The organism is uncultured Aquimarina sp. (assembly GCF_947492405.1).
Taxonomy (GTDB): Bacteria; Bacteroidota; Bacteroidia; order Flavobacteriales; family Flavobacteriaceae; genus Aquimarina.
In genome coordinates this window covers 570127-584639 of the sequence record NZ_CANLMP010000002.1, presented here as the reverse complement: position 1 = coordinate 584639, position 14513 = coordinate 570127, and the positions used below count along the sequence as shown (strand labels likewise).

The following is a 14513-nucleotide window of genomic DNA, read 5'->3' as shown; positions in this document are numbered from 1 at the left end:
ATGTTGAGTAGTAAAAAACGCCGCGAATTCGCGGCGTTTTTTTTTAGTACAATTAAGTTTTTCAATTACGTAGCTGAAGGTATAGGAATTTCTCCACTTCCTTCATTACTTTCAAGATCTTGCTCTTCTGCCATTACTGTTTTAGTAATTTTATTTCTACTAAACCTTACTTTTACTTTATGAACGATAAAGAATAAGCAAGGTACAATGATTAAGGTTAAGAATGTTGCGATGATCAATCCATAAATTACAGCCCAAGCTAATGGTCCCCAAAAAATCACATTATCCCCACCGATATAAATCTTAGGGTCAAAATTGGCAAATAATGAGAAGAAATCAATATTAAATCCAACCGCTAAAGGAATCAGACCTAATACCGTAGTAATTGCAGTAAGAATTACCGGCCTTAGACGTGCTCTTCCTCCTTTTACAATGAGTTTCATAACTTCATCATTAGCAAGATGTTCATTTTCTGGAATATTCAGTTCTACCTTCTTACGATCAATCAATAATTGGGTGTAATCAAGAAGTACAACCCCGTTATTTACTACGATACCTGCCAGTGATATGATTCCCATCATTGTCATCATAATTACGAATGCTGCCCCAGTGATTAGAATTCCTCCAAAAACTCCAATAAAGCTTAAGAAGATAGCAATCATAATAATGGTAGGCTTGGAGATAGAACTAAATTGGAAAATTAGTATTAACATAATAAGCCCTAATCCAGCAAAAAATGCACCCATTAAAAATTCCATTTGTTTATTTTGCTCTTCGATCTGACCTGTGTAATCAATATCCACACTATCTGGTTTGCCTGTAAAGCTTGCCATTTCAGTTTGTATTTGACTTACAATAGCTGCGGCATCGGTGTAACCTGGTTGTAATCCTGAATATACAGTTACCACTCTTTTAGTATCACGATGTTTTATCGCGCTAAAGGAAGAGGTGTTCTTTTTAGAAGCCACTGCAGAAACAGGAATTTCTTTAAGTCGACCCGTTGCCTGATCTCTAAACGTAATATTTTGATTAAATAAAGCACTGGTATTATAGCGATCATTTTTATCAAAACGCACATAGATATCATAATCTTCTCCTTCTTTTTTGTAGACACCGGCTTTTTCACCAAAAATAGAACGACGTAGTTGATTTCCTACCTGACCTGCTGCTACTCCTAGTTCTCCAGCTTTTTGGCGATCAACCGCTACTTGCATAGCAGGTTTTCCTTTGTTTACGTCTATTTTTAGTTCTTCGATACCAGGGATATTCTTTTCATTGATGAAGTTTCGCATACGTTCTGCGACATTAATCAATTCATCATAATCCTTTCCTTCGATTTCGATATTAATAGGGTATCCAGCAGGTGGACCTACAGCATCTTTTTCCACAGAAATAGCAACACCGGGATAAATTCCTTTTAATGCTTTTTGTACTTCGAATCGTAATTTTTCAGAATCTTTTCCTTTTCTGAATTTAAACTCTCTCATTGCTGCAATGATCTTACTACGATGTGGCATTTCTGCACTACTACCGCCATCTGTTTGAGGATTTCCGGCGCCTTCACCTACCTGAGATACCGCAGCTTCTACCAAAAAGTTATGGTCTTCACCTTCTATATACTCCTGATCATTTATAATAGCATATACACGATTCTCAATTTCTTTAGTGATTTTATTCGTTTTTTCTATATCCGTTCCTTGTGGATATTCGATATATACAATGATTTGATTTGGCGTATTATCAGGAAAGAATTCTACTTTAGTTCGCTGACTTCCTATAGATGCTCCAAATGCTCCAAATACTACAAACAATAGCAGGAATGTTCCAATGACAAAAGCATAAGTTCTCCATCCTCTTAATGCAAATGAAAGAAAGCGTTGGTAAGTGTTTTCTAACCAAGTCAAAATCCTTGTTTGGAAAAAAGTTGCCATTCTTTTTAAAAGGTACTTATAGATCCAGAACATGATGGCAGTAAATATCATTACTGAACCAAGACCTCTTGCCGGACCGCCAACAATCATTATAAATATTCCGAACCCACCAAGAATAAGACTTAAACGTATCAATTGTTTTACTGTTAATTCTTTTTCTCCAATATCCATAAACCTAGAAACAAGCATAGAGTTGAAAAAGATCGCTACAAAAAGGGATGATCCTAGTACAACAGATAAGGTAATTGGGAAATAAATCATAAACTGACCCATTACACCTGGCCACATACCTAGAGGTACAAAAGCAGCAACGGTTGTTAGCGTCGAAACAATAATAGGAAATGCAATTTCTCCTATTCCTTTTTTTGCAGCTTCAATCCTAGACATACCTTCTTCTTCCATTAAGCGGTATACATTTTCTACAACCACAATACCATTATCCACAAGCATTCCTAATCCCATAATTAAGGCAAAAAGAATCATGGTGTTCATCGTATATCCTAATAATGACAAAATCATAAAGGATATAAACATCGACATAGGTATAGCAAACCCTACAAACAAGGCATTTCTAAACCCTAAGAAAAACATTAATACTCCAACTACCAGAATGATTCCGAAAATGATATTGTTTACTAAATCATCCACTTGATTAATGGTTTTAGTAGATTGATCATTAGCAATGCTAATATTTAGATCCGTTGGAAAGACATTTTCTTCTGCGTCTGCAACAATCACTTTAATTTGATCAGCAGCTTCTACCATGTTTTTTCCGGAGCGTTTTTTAACCTCTAGCATTACTACATTATCACCAAACTCTCTGGCATAGGTAGTTTTGTCTTCTTCTTTAAAAGTAACTTTTGCAATATCTCTAAGATATACTGCGCCGTCTTGAGATTTTACGACAAAATTATCCAGCTCCGAGGGCTCATCTATTTCACCAAGAATTCTGATTGTTCTTCGTTGTCCGCTGGTAATCATGTTTCCGGCAGACATGGTAATATTACCATTTCTAATAGTATTCAGTACATCATCAAAACTTACTTTTGCAGCCATCATTTTATAGATATCAACAGCTACTTCCACTTCTTTTTCCTGTGCACCTCTAATATCTACACCTTTAATCTCTTTTAGATCTTCAATTTCATCCTCGAGGTATTCTCCAAACAATTTCAGTTTATCAACTGGATAATCTCCGGTAATATTGATGTTCATAATTGGAGTTTCTTCTGAGATACTCAAATCAAAAACATTAGGCTCTACTTTAGCTCCGTTAAATGTAGGCCAGTCTTCATTGGATTTTTCTGAGTCTACTTCATCTTTCACCTTTTGTTTGGCTTCTGCAACAGTAAACTTCTCTTCAAATTCTACAGTAATAATACCATAATCTTCCTGTGATGTAGATACGATTTCTACAACTCCACCAAGATTCTTTAATTTATCTTCTAAAGGATCTACGATTAATCTTTCTATATCTTCTGAAGTGTTTCCTGGATATGGAACACTGATATAAATTTTGGTTTCATTTATTTCTGGGAAATTTTCTCTGGGCATAGAAAAATATGCTGATAACCCAAGAATGAAGAAAATCGCCATCATTACATAGATGGTAGTTGGGTTGTCTATTGCCCAGGACGATAATTTAAATTCTTTATCTACTTTTTTCTTATTTACTTCCATAAGACTTTAGTTTATGATTTCTACTTTCTGACCATCTTTAACACTTCTTGCACCTTCACTTATAATATCATCTCCATTAGTGATTCCATCAAGAATTTCGATATAATCTCCTTGGGTTTTACCAGTTTTTACGATCGTACGTTTAGCTTCTGCTATATTTTTACCGTCTTTTCCAGAAGTTATATAAGTGTACTGATCGCCTTCAGAATTTTCTGAAATAATACTTTGAGGAATTAGGATCGCTTTTTCGCTTGTGTAATCGTTGATTTTTACCTTAGCGGTAAGATTAGGTTTAATTACCCCATCTTTATTAGGCACTGATATCTCAACGGTAAAAGAGCGGTTATTTGGGTTGATGTAATTTCCTACCTGACGAATTTTAGTATCGATTGTTTTTCCTAAAACCGGAAAATATACTTTAGTTTCTTTCCCTTTTACAATGCTCGAAATATAACTTTCGGGAACTTCTACTTCGATATACATATCACTTAGATTTACAATACGTACCAATTCAGTTTGTCCTGGAGCAACAACACTTCCTTGCTCGGCAATAACATCATCTATTATCCCAGAGAATGGAGCAGTTACTGTCGCTTTTGCTAATTGACGTTTCATTTGGTCTACACCATTTTTTGAAGACTCATAATTTGTTTTAGCTTGTAGGTACTGAATTTCAGAACCAATTTTTTGTTCCCATAACTTTTGTTGACGTTCAAAAGTAGTTTTGGCTAATGCTGCCTGAACTTCCATTTGAGCAACTTGCTGGCTTAGTCCTCCGTCGTCTATTCTGGCTAAAATTTGACCTTTAGAAACTCGTTGTCCTTCTTTTACCATGACTCTAACAAGTGTTCCGGCAGCTTCGGGATATAAAACGATATTCTTTTTGGTCTCTACGCTTCCTTGTAGCTCTAAATAGTGATTAAATAATGTGTCTTTAGCTGTAATAGTGGTTACCAAAGGGAGTTTTTTGATAGTATCCAATGATGCAATTGCTTGATCCAATTGTTTTAATTTATCAGCAACGGCTTGTTGCTCTGCAACAACTTCGCTTCTTTTAGCTCTGATTGCAGTCAAATCGCCTTTTTCAATGACTTTTTCTATAGATTTTCCGCCTTCTTGCCCACAAGAAACGATAAGAAGAAATACAGATAATATGATAAGTATCTTTTTCATGGGTATATATTAGTTTTTTGGTGTATTTAAAATTGATTCCAGTTTAGCTTTGTTGTTTATGATAGTCAGCATTGCTTGGAGCACTTCTTGCTGTACACTGTATAGCTGTAATTGAGCTTGTCTTAATTCAAAACTGGAAGCCAATCCTTCAGTATATTTAATTTGATTTTTATTTTCTATCCTTTCAGCTAGAGAAAGGTTTTGTTTAGAAGTTTCATAGGTTTCCAATGAAAGCTGATAATCGCTGAGTGTACTGTTATATTGAAGTTGAATTTGTTGTTGCGCCTCAATAAAAGAGGTGTTTGCTTGTTCGAAAGCAATTCTGGCTCTTTGTGTTTTAGCACTTCTTCCTAAAGAACTAAAAATTGGTATGTTAAGACTGACTCCTAATATAGATGATTGAAACCATCGTTGCTCACTATCTAAAAACGTAAAAGAATTACTGTTTGCTTGTGTACCATAATTTACAAAAGCAGATAAAGTTGGTAATGCTTTACTTTTCTCTAATTTTAACTCTAATCTTCTTTGTTCAGTTAATAAATAACCTAGTCGATAATCAATATTGTTCTCAATCATAAAAGGTTTCAAGCTCACAGATTGATCAACATTTTTGATCGTTAAACTATTGAGGTCGTCAGACAAAACAGTATTAGAGTCTACATCAACTCCAATAGTAAGGTTAAACATTTGTAATGCGATCTTGGACAATCTTTCCGCATTATTCAATTGATTGGTGATTTGTAACAATGTAATTTGTAATTGTTCTACATCTTCTTCTTCTGCTAAACCATTTTCGAAAATCTTTTTTCTTTCTTCGTAGTTTTTTTCTAAAGCAGCCTTGTTATTTTGAAGAATTTTCACACTTTCTTCAGAAACTAAAACACTTCCATAAGCGTTAATTACACTTTCACGAACATTAAGTTGTGTTTTCTCCTCAGAATCATTGCTGTATTGCAAAAAGCTCTTAGCTGCTTCTAAACCAACGAGATAGGATCCATCAAACAAAAGCTGAGATAGTGTAGCACTTGCTGTAAGCTGTTGTTTGGTTCCAAAAACAACAGGAATAAAACCATCAAGAGGGTCAGGAGAACCATTTGCAGTTAGGTCAAAAAATTCTTCTACGGTATTAATAGTACTTTCTCTGTTGTCAAAAGCAGATGCTGGTAATAAAGATACAGGTTGTTTTAATTGGTTTTGATAATCAATTGCTGCGTTAATCTGAGGAAGACCAGTTGCCGTGGTTTCCCATTTTTGTTTTAAAGCTTTAGCGACATCACGCCTGGCGTTGATCGACTGGTAACTATTCTCTAGTGCAAATTCAATAGCTTCATCCAGTGTAAATGAATATTGAGAGGAAACTGGAGTTTCCTGTGCAAAACCAAATACTGTGAATAGGCTAAAGAAACATAAAGACCAAAGGTTGTTTCTCATAATTTATTGTTCTTTTATTAGCTTGTTTAAAATTTTTAATCCTTTTTCTGTGGCAATTCCACGTACATGATACTCTAGGTAATCCGCCATTAATTTTGATACCGGAAAAATTTGCCTTGGAAACATTTCTTGATCTTTTATTCCAATCATTCCCATAAAATAGAGTCTTGATATAATTTCAATATCAATATTTTCTCTAAAAACTCCTTTTTTAATGCCTCTTTCCAGGTTTTCAATAACACACTCTTGCATAGTTTCGAACTGTTTTACTTTGAGATTGTTATGTATTTTTGGGTAGTATTTTTGAAGCTGATATTGAGGAGATGTTTTCTCATCCTTCAAGTGATACATCACGAAAGCTTTAATAGCATATAATTCTTCAATAGGTTCCTTACTTTCTTCTAAAATAGCATCAATGCCATCGCTAATTGTGCAAAACAGATGGTCAGTAGTAGCTTCTACTAATTTTGTTTTATTCTGAAAATGTGCATAAATAGTTTTTTTAGAAATTCCCATTTCAGAAGCAAGGTCATCCATAGTCACGCTTTTAAAACCAAGGTTTAAAAACATATCATTTGCTTTTTCAATTATTTTTTCCTTCATCTAAGGGTAATTTTATGTCGGCAAATATATGTTAGGAAACTTTAAAAACATTAAAAGTTTCCTAAGTTTCACAATTTTTTAACATTGGCTTAATGTGTTGTTTATTAAATAAGTAGAATTGAAGTTTGTTTTTAATATATATCAATTGAAAAGATTCGTTTACTTTAGCATAAAAAAAATATAGTGCATACCATTTCAGATTATCAAGGATATTTTTTAGATTACTTATCAAAAAATACAATACAAAAAGAGCCAAAAAACCTTTATGAACCCATCTCATATATTCTGAATCTAGGAGGAAAAAGACTTAGACCAACATTGGTGTTAATGACTTCCGAAATTTTTGGAGGTTCATATCAGAAAGCGTTAGATGCGGCTTTAGCGATTGAAGTTTTTCATAACTTCTCTTTGATACATGACGATATTATGGATGATGCTCCATTAAGAAGAGGTAAAGAAACAGTGCATGAAAAATGGGATATTAACACAGGTATTCTTTCTGGAGATGCTATGTTAATTAATGCGTACCAACTTTTCGAAAACTATGATGGAGATACATTTAAAGAATTAGCTAAGTTGTTCACTAAAACTGCGATTGAAGTATGTGAAGGGCAACAGTATGATATTGATTTTGAAACTAGAGACGATGTTACCATTCCAGAATATCTAAAAATGATCGAGTATAAAACAGCGGTATTGGTTGCTGCTGCTATGCAGATGGGCGCTATTATTGCTGATGCTTCTGAAATTTGTAAATCTGCGATTTATGATTTTGGAAGATTATTGGGGCTTGCATTTCAATTACAAGATGATTACTTAGATGCGTTTGGTGATCCAGCTACATTCGGGAAACAGGTTGGTGGAGATATTATCGAAAACAAAAAAACTTTTCTGTATCTTAAGGCAATTGAAGATGCAGATAGTAGTGTAAAAAAACAATTAGAAGGTCTATTTTCTTTAAACCCAGAAAATCCATCAGAGAAGATTCAGACTGTTAAAAGTATTTTTGAAACTACTGGAGCTAAAGAAAAAACAAGATTGGAAATCGAAAAGTATACTAATAAAGCTTTTAGAGTCTTAGATGATTTGTCTATTTCTGAAGATAAAAAGAAAGTTTTACAGGCTTTTGGAGAACAATTAATGAATAGAAGTGTCTAAACACCTAAATATTGTATCGATTGAGGAGTTGATGGAGCAGATTTCTGAATCTGATCTATATCCACAATTAATTTTACAACTTCAGAAAGATCTTAATCGAGCCGGTATTGATTACGAAATAAACAAGAATTCGACTTTTAAAGAACTTTTTTTAGAGATTGAACAATTGCTTTTAGAGAAAATAAACAACGCGTTCAATGATTTTTTAAATTTATTATATGCCGTTGATGTTTCCGAAAGAGATATAAAAAATTGTAATTCCGAAGAAGGTGTTACTGTTGGGCGATATGCTACATACTTGATTTTAAAAAGAGAATGGCAAAAAGTATATTATAGAAATATTTTATGAAAATTTATTAAATATATGAAGCTTTGTATTAGTATTTTATTTTTATTCATATTAAAATTTGGTTATGGTCAGCAAGGTTTTGATAAAACCAATGACCTATATGAAACCTTCTTACAGAGAATTACTGATAATGATACGCTCATAAAAAACTGGACCAAGTATTATGAATGTTCTGAAGACTTATCTGGAAGAATTGAGCTTTATTACCAAAATGAAGAGTTAAGGTTAATGACTCATGTTTATAAACAAGGTTTTGGTAACGAAACATTTTTAGAAAATTATTTTATTGAAAATGATACACTAAGGATAAAGACTTCAATTTCTGAAGAAATGTATATGAATACATTGTATAAAGAAAGTAGCCAGGGAATATCATCAACAAGTGTAGAGAAAGTGGTTGAGGTTACAGAACAAAGAATGTTTTTCGATAAAGACAACAGCAAAGTGTGCTTCGAAAGGAAGCACGGAGAAAAACTCTCAGAATGGGATCAGGAGTATTTTAGTACTCTTTCGTTTGGAAAAAGTAATTGTATTGAAGATGCTGAAGAAATACGTTATAAGTATAGATTACTTAGAAAAGCAGAAAAGAAATTGGTAAATTATTCTAATCGAAAACGTAAATGTATTTTTTACATCTGGTAGTTTGATCTAATTTTAGAAATCAGATACTTGGGTGTTCGCTTTTTTGTTATTCTTGATTATTTTAACAGATTCAAATTTAAGATCCGTTGATCCAATAAAAGTTTTGCCATTCCTTACATTCATAAATTTCCAATGATAACCAGAATCTGTTAATGTTATAGGAGATATAGCAATAGAAGATATAGAAATTCCCAGATGTTTTTCTATGATGGTAGTAATTTTACCTTGTACTTTTGGGTCGTTTACCTCTCTTAACCCTTTTTCTTCTTTTTTTACGTAATAAGGATTGTTAGTAGGATCAAATTTTGTCGTTACAGTCTTTTTGTTACTAGAGCAAGATGACATGGCTATCCCAATGGATAGCATTAGAATGTATTTTTTCATTGTATTTTGGGGTTTTAATAGTAATTAATATCTAAAAATAGAGAAAATACAGTAAAATTGTAGTTATTCTCCTGGATATTAGATAACTGGTGTTTTTTTATAGATAAAAAACGCACTTTTGATGATGTTATTATGTTTTGCTTAGAAAAATACTCTTATAAATGGTGCATATGGACTGGCATAAATACTTTTGTCATCATCATATAAAACATCATAGCGAAGACCAACACTAACAAATCCTAACCTATAACCCGCCCCAATGAATAAGGCAGGATACCAATAATCATCTTTGATATCTCGTCCTCCTTCAATCTCAAAACTGCTACTAACTCCCATTTGCTCAAATTCTGCGGATAATTGCACTGAAGGAAAAGGGTTGTATAAAGTAATCAGACTAGCACCATAATTGGTCGCGGTAAAATTACGTGAATCCGTATACCCAAAATTAAGTCCAAATCCCATACTGAACTGATTATTAAAATCATAGACTGCAGAAGGTGCTATAATGCCATTAAAAGTGTCATTCGTAAAACCAATTCCTATATTTCCGCCGATTCTGACACGAGACCAAAAATTATCATCTTGAGAATACCCTTTTTGTAAGGAAAAGAAAATTAAGAATACTAAGATCAAGAATTTGATTTTCTGAATAAGAAACACTTTCATTGTTAAATCTCTAAAAAAATGTTATAATAAATATATATAATTCGATACTCAATATACTGTAATTATTGTATTTTTGTGTTGTTTTATAATAAAAAGACGGTTGAATACTTACATATGGATAAATATTCATTTTTGAATGCGGCTAATACCGCATTTTTTGCAGATTTATATGATCAATATTTGCAAAACCCAGATAGCGTAGAACCTAGTTGGAGAGCATTTTTTCAAGGATTTGATTTTGGATTAGAAAGTGCAGATGACTCCGGTGAAACGATTTATATAGAAAAAGACTCACAGGGAACAGTTGCAGTTCCCGAGAATGTTCAAAAAGAATTTCAGGTAGTACGCCTTATCGATGCCTACAGAACCCGTGGACATCTATTTACCAAAACGAACCCAGTAAGAGAACGAAGAAAATATCATCCTTCACTTGCTTTAGAGAATTTTGGTTTAAGTCAAGGTGATCTTAATACTGTTTTTAATGCTGGAGAGATTATTGGTGTAGGACCGAATACCTTAAGTAATGTTATTGTTCATTTAGAGCAAATCTATTGTGATGCAATCGGGATAGAGTATATGTATATTCGAAATCCTGAAGAAAGAGAATGGATACAGGGTCGAGTGAATTTTAATACGAATAGGACTAAGTTTTCTGCAGACCAAAAAAAGCATATTCTTAAAAAATTAAATCAAGCAGTTTCTTTTGAGAGTTTTTTACATACTAAATATGTTGGTCAAAAACGTTTTTCTCTGGAAGGAGGAGAATCATTAATTCCTGCATTGGATGCTTTAGTAGAAAAGGCAGCTGATATGGGAGTTAAAGAATTCGTTATGGGGATGGCACATCGTGGTCGTTTAAGTACATTGACTAATATTTTTGGGAAAAGCCCGAAAGATATCTTCAGTGAGTTTGATGGTAAAGATTATGAGGAGGCAGTTTTTGATGGAGATGTAAAATATCATTTAGGTTGGACTTCTAAACGTGAAACGGATTCTGGTAAGGCAATCAATATGAATATTGCTCCGAACCCATCGCATTTAGAAACCGTGGGAGCAGTAGTAGAAGGTATAGCCAGAGCGAAACAAGATAAACATTATAAGGATAATATATCACAAGTTTTGCCTATTGTAGTTCACGGTGATGCGGCTATTGCAGGACAAGGATTGGTATATGAAATTGTGCAGATGGCACAATTAGATGGATACAAAACGGGGGGTACTATTCATATTGTCGTAAATAACCAAATAGGATTTACAACCAATTACCTGGATGCGCGTTCATCTACTTATTGTACAGATGTTGGTAAGGTGACATTATCTCCTGTACTTCATGTAAATGCAGATGATGCCGAAGCAGTAGTACATGCAACCAATTTTGCGTTAGATTTTAGAATGAATTTTGGACGTGATGTGTTTATTGATCTTTTAGGATATAGAAAATACGGACATAATGAAGGAGATGAACCTCGTTTTACACAACCTAAACTATATAAAGCGATAGCCAAGCACAATAATCCAAGAGATATTTACGCAGAAAAGCTGATTTCTGAAGGTATTATCAATAAAGATTATGTAAAAGAACTTGAGAAAGAATATAAAACATCTTTAGAAGAAGAATTAGAAGATTCCAGAAAATTAGAAAAAACTGTAATCACTCCATTCATGCAAGATGAATGGGCAGGTTTTACCAGAGTTCAAGAAGATGAGATGATGGAGGCTGTAGATACAACCTATCCTAAAGAAGGCCTAATTGAAATTGCAAAAGTAATAACCAATTTGCCAGAAGATAAGAAATTCTTGCGTAAAATTGATAAAATCATAAAAGATCGTAATAAACGATTTTTTGAAACAGATCAATTAGATTGGGCAATGGGTGAATTACTAGCTTATGGATCTTTACTTAAAGAAGGATATGATGTTCGTATGAGCGGACAAGATGTCGAAAGAGGGACTTTCTCTCATAGACATGCGGTTATAAAAGTAGAAGATAGTGAAGAAGAGGTTGTCTTACTTAATAATCTAGAAGGAGATCAAGGAGATTTCTATATTTATAACTCATTATTATCAGAATATGGAGTTGTAGGTTTTGATTATGGGTATGCGATGGCTAGTCCAAAAACCTTGGCTATTTGGGAAGCTCAATTTGGAGACTTTAGTAATGGTGCTCAAATTATGATTGACCAATACATTTCTTCTGCAGAGGATAAATGGAAGCTTCAGAATGGTTTGGTACTATTATTACCTCATGGATATGAAGGTCAAGGAGCTGAGCACTCTTCTGCTAGAATGGAACGTTATTTACAATTGTGTGCAAAAGATAATATGTTTGTGGCGGATGTAACGACACCTGCTAATATGTTTCATTTGTTAAGAAGGCAGATGAAAGCAGGTTACCGCAAACCATTAATAGTTTTTACACCTAAGAGTTTATTAAGAAAAGAGAATGTAGTATCTACCGTAGAAGAGTTTGCTAATGGAAGTTTTCAGACTGTAATTGATGATCCAGAAGCAAAAGCAAAAGATACTAAAACATTGGTATTCTGTACTGGTAAATTTTACTATGATCTGCTAGAAGAGAAGGAAAAGTTAAGTAGAGAAGATGTCGCCTTGGTAAGATTAGAACAATTGTTTCCGCTTCCTACAAAAGAGATGGATACTTTGATCAAAAAGTATAAAGCAGCTGATATTGTTTGGGCTCAAGAAGAACCTCGTAATATGGGAGCGCTAAGTCATATATTAATGCATTATGATGATGCGAGTACATTTAGATTTGCAAGTAGAAGACCATATGGAGCGCCAGCGGCTGGTAGTGCAACAAGATCTAAAAGAAGACATCAGGAAGTGATTGATTTTGTTTTTGATAAAACAAAGAACAATCAAAGATGAAAAAAGAAATAGTAGGATAAAATAACAATAAATAGAAATATTTTCGCGAAAGCGATATAAGTATAAATTTAGAATTATGGCTTTAGAAATGAAAGTTCCTTCTCCGGGAGAATCCATTACAGAAGTAGAAATAGCTCAATGGCTTGTAGAAGATGGTGATTATGTAGAAAAAGACCAGGCAATAGCAGAGGTAGATAGTGATAAAGCAACATTAGAACTTCCTGCAGAGGCTAGTGGTATTATAACACTAAAAGCTGAAGAGGGAGATGCTGTAGCTGTAGGTGAAGTTGTATGTCTTATTGATACAGATGCAGCTAAACCTGATGGTGATACTTCAGCTCCAGTACAGGAGGTTAAGAAAGAAGAAGCTCCTGCTCCTGTGGCGCCAGTAACTCCTGCTAAAACTGAAACATATGCAACAGGTACTGCTTCTCCAGCTGCAAAAAAAGTATTGGCAGAAAAAGGTATTGATGCTTCTCAGGTTAAGGGTACTGGACGTGATGGTCGTATTACCAAAGCAGATGCTGTAGATGCTACTCCATCAATGGGAACACCAGGACCTGGAAGTAGAGGAGAATCTCGTAAAAAACTATCAATGCTGCGTCGTAAAGTAGCAGAAAGATTAGTTTCAGTTAAGAATGAAACCGCTATGTTAACCACTTTTAATGAAGTGGATATGCAACCTATCTTTAACTTAAGAAAACAGTATAAAGAAGCTTTCAAGAGTAAGCATGGTGTTAGTTTAGGGTTTATGTCATTCTTTACACTGGCTTGTGTACGTGCGTTAAAAATGTATCCTTCTGTAAACTCTATGATAGATGGTAAAGAGATGCTTTCTTTTGATTTTCAAGATATCAGTATTGCAGTTTCTGGACCAAAAGGATTAATGGTTCCTGTAATAAGGAATGCTGAAAACTTAAGCTTTAGAGGTGTTGAGTCTGAAGTGAAAAGATTGGCGATAAGAGCGCGTGAAGGACAGATTACTGTAGATGAGATGACTGGAGGAACTTTTACGATTACTAACGGAGGAGTTTTTGGAAGTATGTTATCTACACCAATTATTAATCCACCACAGAGTGCTATTTTGGGGATGCATAATATTGTAGAAAGACCGATAGTAAGAGATGGACAAATTGTAGTAGCTCCTATTATGTATGTGGCACTATCATATGATCACAGAATTATTGATGGTAAGGAATCTGTTGGATTTTTAGTAGCAGTAAAAGAGGCACTGGAAAATCCAGAAGAATTATTAATGGATAATAATATAAGTAAGGCATTAGAAATGTAATATCATACTATTTATATATTATGAAAACCTCGATTCCTTTAGGAATTGAGGTTTTTTTTATTTAATGAAGATTATATATCAAAAATAAAACGAGGAAATAAACATATGTTTATTCCGAATACTACTACTAATCAGGATTTGTAATACATCGAAAATTAATAAAAATTAAAGGTTTTTTTGTTTTAAAACCATTTTTGTTAAAAAATTAACTAAATTGATTTTTTTGTATTGTTTTAGTATTTCATTACTTTTTTAAAGCATTATTTTTTATTAGGGCTTTGTGAATTTCATAAAATGATAAATTAAGGAGTTCAATAAC

Annotated in this window: 11 protein-coding genes; 5 read left to right on the top strand and 6 right to left on the bottom strand. The window is 33.6% G+C overall.

Annotation, left to right across the window (positions count from 1 at the left end):
• Positions 1-65: 65 nt before the first annotated feature.
• Genes Q0829_RS08875 through Q0829_RS08860 form a run of 4 tightly spaced genes read right to left on the bottom strand, consistent with a single transcriptional unit; the run spans position 66 to position 6818 of the window.
• On the bottom strand, positions 66-3611 hold the full coding sequence (locus Q0829_RS08875) for an efflux RND transporter permease subunit (protein WP_298541814.1): 3546 nt from the start codon (positions 3609-3611) through the stop codon (positions 66-68).
• 6 nt (positions 3612-3617) lie between these two features.
• Positions 3618-4784, bottom strand: a complete 1167-nt coding sequence (locus tag Q0829_RS08870; protein ID WP_298541813.1) for an efflux RND transporter periplasmic adaptor subunit — start codon at positions 4782-4784, stop codon at positions 3618-3620.
• A gap of 9 nt (positions 4785-4793) precedes the next feature.
• Entirely contained in the window at positions 4794-6215 is a 1422-nt protein-coding gene (locus tag Q0829_RS08865) for a TolC family protein (protein ID WP_298541812.1), read from the bottom strand.
• A 3-nt stretch (positions 6216-6218) separates the two neighbouring features.
• The gene (locus Q0829_RS08860) at positions 6219-6818 is read right to left on the bottom strand and encodes a TetR/AcrR family transcriptional regulator (protein ID WP_298541811.1); all 600 of its coding nucleotides are present in this window, start codon (positions 6816-6818) and stop codon (positions 6219-6221) included.
• Positions 6819-7001: 183 nt separating this feature from the next.
• On the opposite strand from Q0829_RS08860, the gene Q0829_RS08855 reads away from it, so the two are divergent.
• From Q0829_RS08855 to Q0829_RS08845, 3 genes are read left to right on the top strand one after another with little or no spacing between them, the layout of a single operon-like run.
• Positions 7002-7976 (top strand): polyprenyl synthetase family protein, encoded by a 975-nt coding sequence (locus tag Q0829_RS08855; RefSeq protein ID WP_298541810.1) that lies wholly within the window; start codon positions 7002-7004, stop codon positions 7974-7976.
• Positions 7969-8325 (top strand): hypothetical protein, encoded by a 357-nt coding sequence (locus tag Q0829_RS08850; RefSeq protein WP_298541809.1) that lies wholly within the window; start codon positions 7969-7971, stop codon positions 8323-8325. The genes Q0829_RS08855 and Q0829_RS08850 overlap by 8 nt, the downstream gene beginning before the upstream one ends.
• A 15-nt stretch (positions 8326-8340) precedes the next feature.
• Positions 8341-8967, top strand: a complete 627-nt coding sequence (locus Q0829_RS08845) for a hypothetical protein (RefSeq protein ID WP_298541808.1) — start codon at positions 8341-8343, stop codon at positions 8965-8967.
• A gap of 12 nt (positions 8968-8979) precedes the next feature.
• On the opposite strand, the gene Q0829_RS08840 is transcribed toward Q0829_RS08845, so the two are convergent.
• Positions 8980-9351, bottom strand: a complete 372-nt coding sequence (locus Q0829_RS08840; RefSeq protein WP_298541807.1) for a hypothetical protein — start codon at positions 9349-9351, stop codon at positions 8980-8982.
• A 141-nt stretch (positions 9352-9492) separates the two neighbouring features.
• Complete coding sequence (locus Q0829_RS08835) at positions 9493-10017, bottom strand: alpha-ketoglutarate decarboxylase (RefSeq protein ID WP_298541806.1); 525 nt, start codon at positions 10015-10017, stop codon at positions 9493-9495.
• Positions 10018-10131: 114 nt separating this feature from the next.
• Here Q0829_RS08835 and Q0829_RS08830 point away from each other — a divergent pair, with 114 nt between their 5' ends.
• Both Q0829_RS08830 and odhB read left to right on the top strand, forming a co-directional pair.
• Complete coding sequence (locus Q0829_RS08830; RefSeq protein ID WP_298541805.1) at positions 10132-12903, top strand: 2-oxoglutarate dehydrogenase E1 component; 2772 nt, start codon at positions 10132-10134, stop codon at positions 12901-12903.
• Between the two features lie 76 nt (positions 12904-12979).
• Positions 12980-14194, top strand: coding sequence for a 2-oxoglutarate dehydrogenase complex dihydrolipoyllysine-residue succinyltransferase (gene odhB / locus Q0829_RS08825; protein ID WP_298541804.1), 1215 nt, complete (start codon positions 12980-12982; stop codon positions 14192-14194).
• Positions 14195-14513 lie beyond the last annotated feature (319 nt).

What these genes read in the sequence shown, in the direction of transcription:
- Q0829_RS08875 (WP_298541814.1), bottom strand. Translation starts at nt 3,611, where the DNA reads ATGGAAGTAAATAAGAAAAAAGTAGATAAAGAATTTAAATTATCGTCC.
- Q0829_RS08870 (WP_298541813.1), bottom strand. Translation starts at nt 4,784, where the DNA reads ATGAAAAAGATACTTATCATATTATCTGTATTTCTTCTTATCGTTTCT.
- Q0829_RS08865 (WP_298541812.1), bottom strand. Translation starts at nt 6,215, where the DNA reads ATGAGAAACAACCTTTGGTCTTTATGTTTCTTTAGCCTATTCACAGTA.
- Q0829_RS08860 (WP_298541811.1), bottom strand. Translation starts at nt 6,818, where the DNA reads ATGAAGGAAAAAATAATTGAAAAAGCAAATGATATGTTTTTAAACCTT.
- Q0829_RS08845 (WP_298541808.1), top strand. Translation starts at nt 8,341, where the DNA reads ATGAAGCTTTGTATTAGTATTTTATTTTTATTCATATTAAAATTTGGT.
- Q0829_RS08840 (WP_298541807.1), bottom strand. Translation starts at nt 9,351, where the DNA reads ATGAAAAAATACATTCTAATGCTATCCATTGGGATAGCCATGTCATCT.
- Q0829_RS08835 (WP_298541806.1), bottom strand. Translation starts at nt 10,017, where the DNA reads ATGAAAGTGTTTCTTATTCAGAAAATCAAATTCTTGATCTTAGTATTC.
- Q0829_RS08830 (WP_298541805.1), top strand. Translation starts at nt 10,132, where the DNA reads ATGGATAAATATTCATTTTTGAATGCGGCTAATACCGCATTTTTTGCA.
- odhB (WP_298541804.1), top strand. Translation starts at nt 12,980, where the DNA reads ATGGCTTTAGAAATGAAAGTTCCTTCTCCGGGAGAATCCATTACAGAA.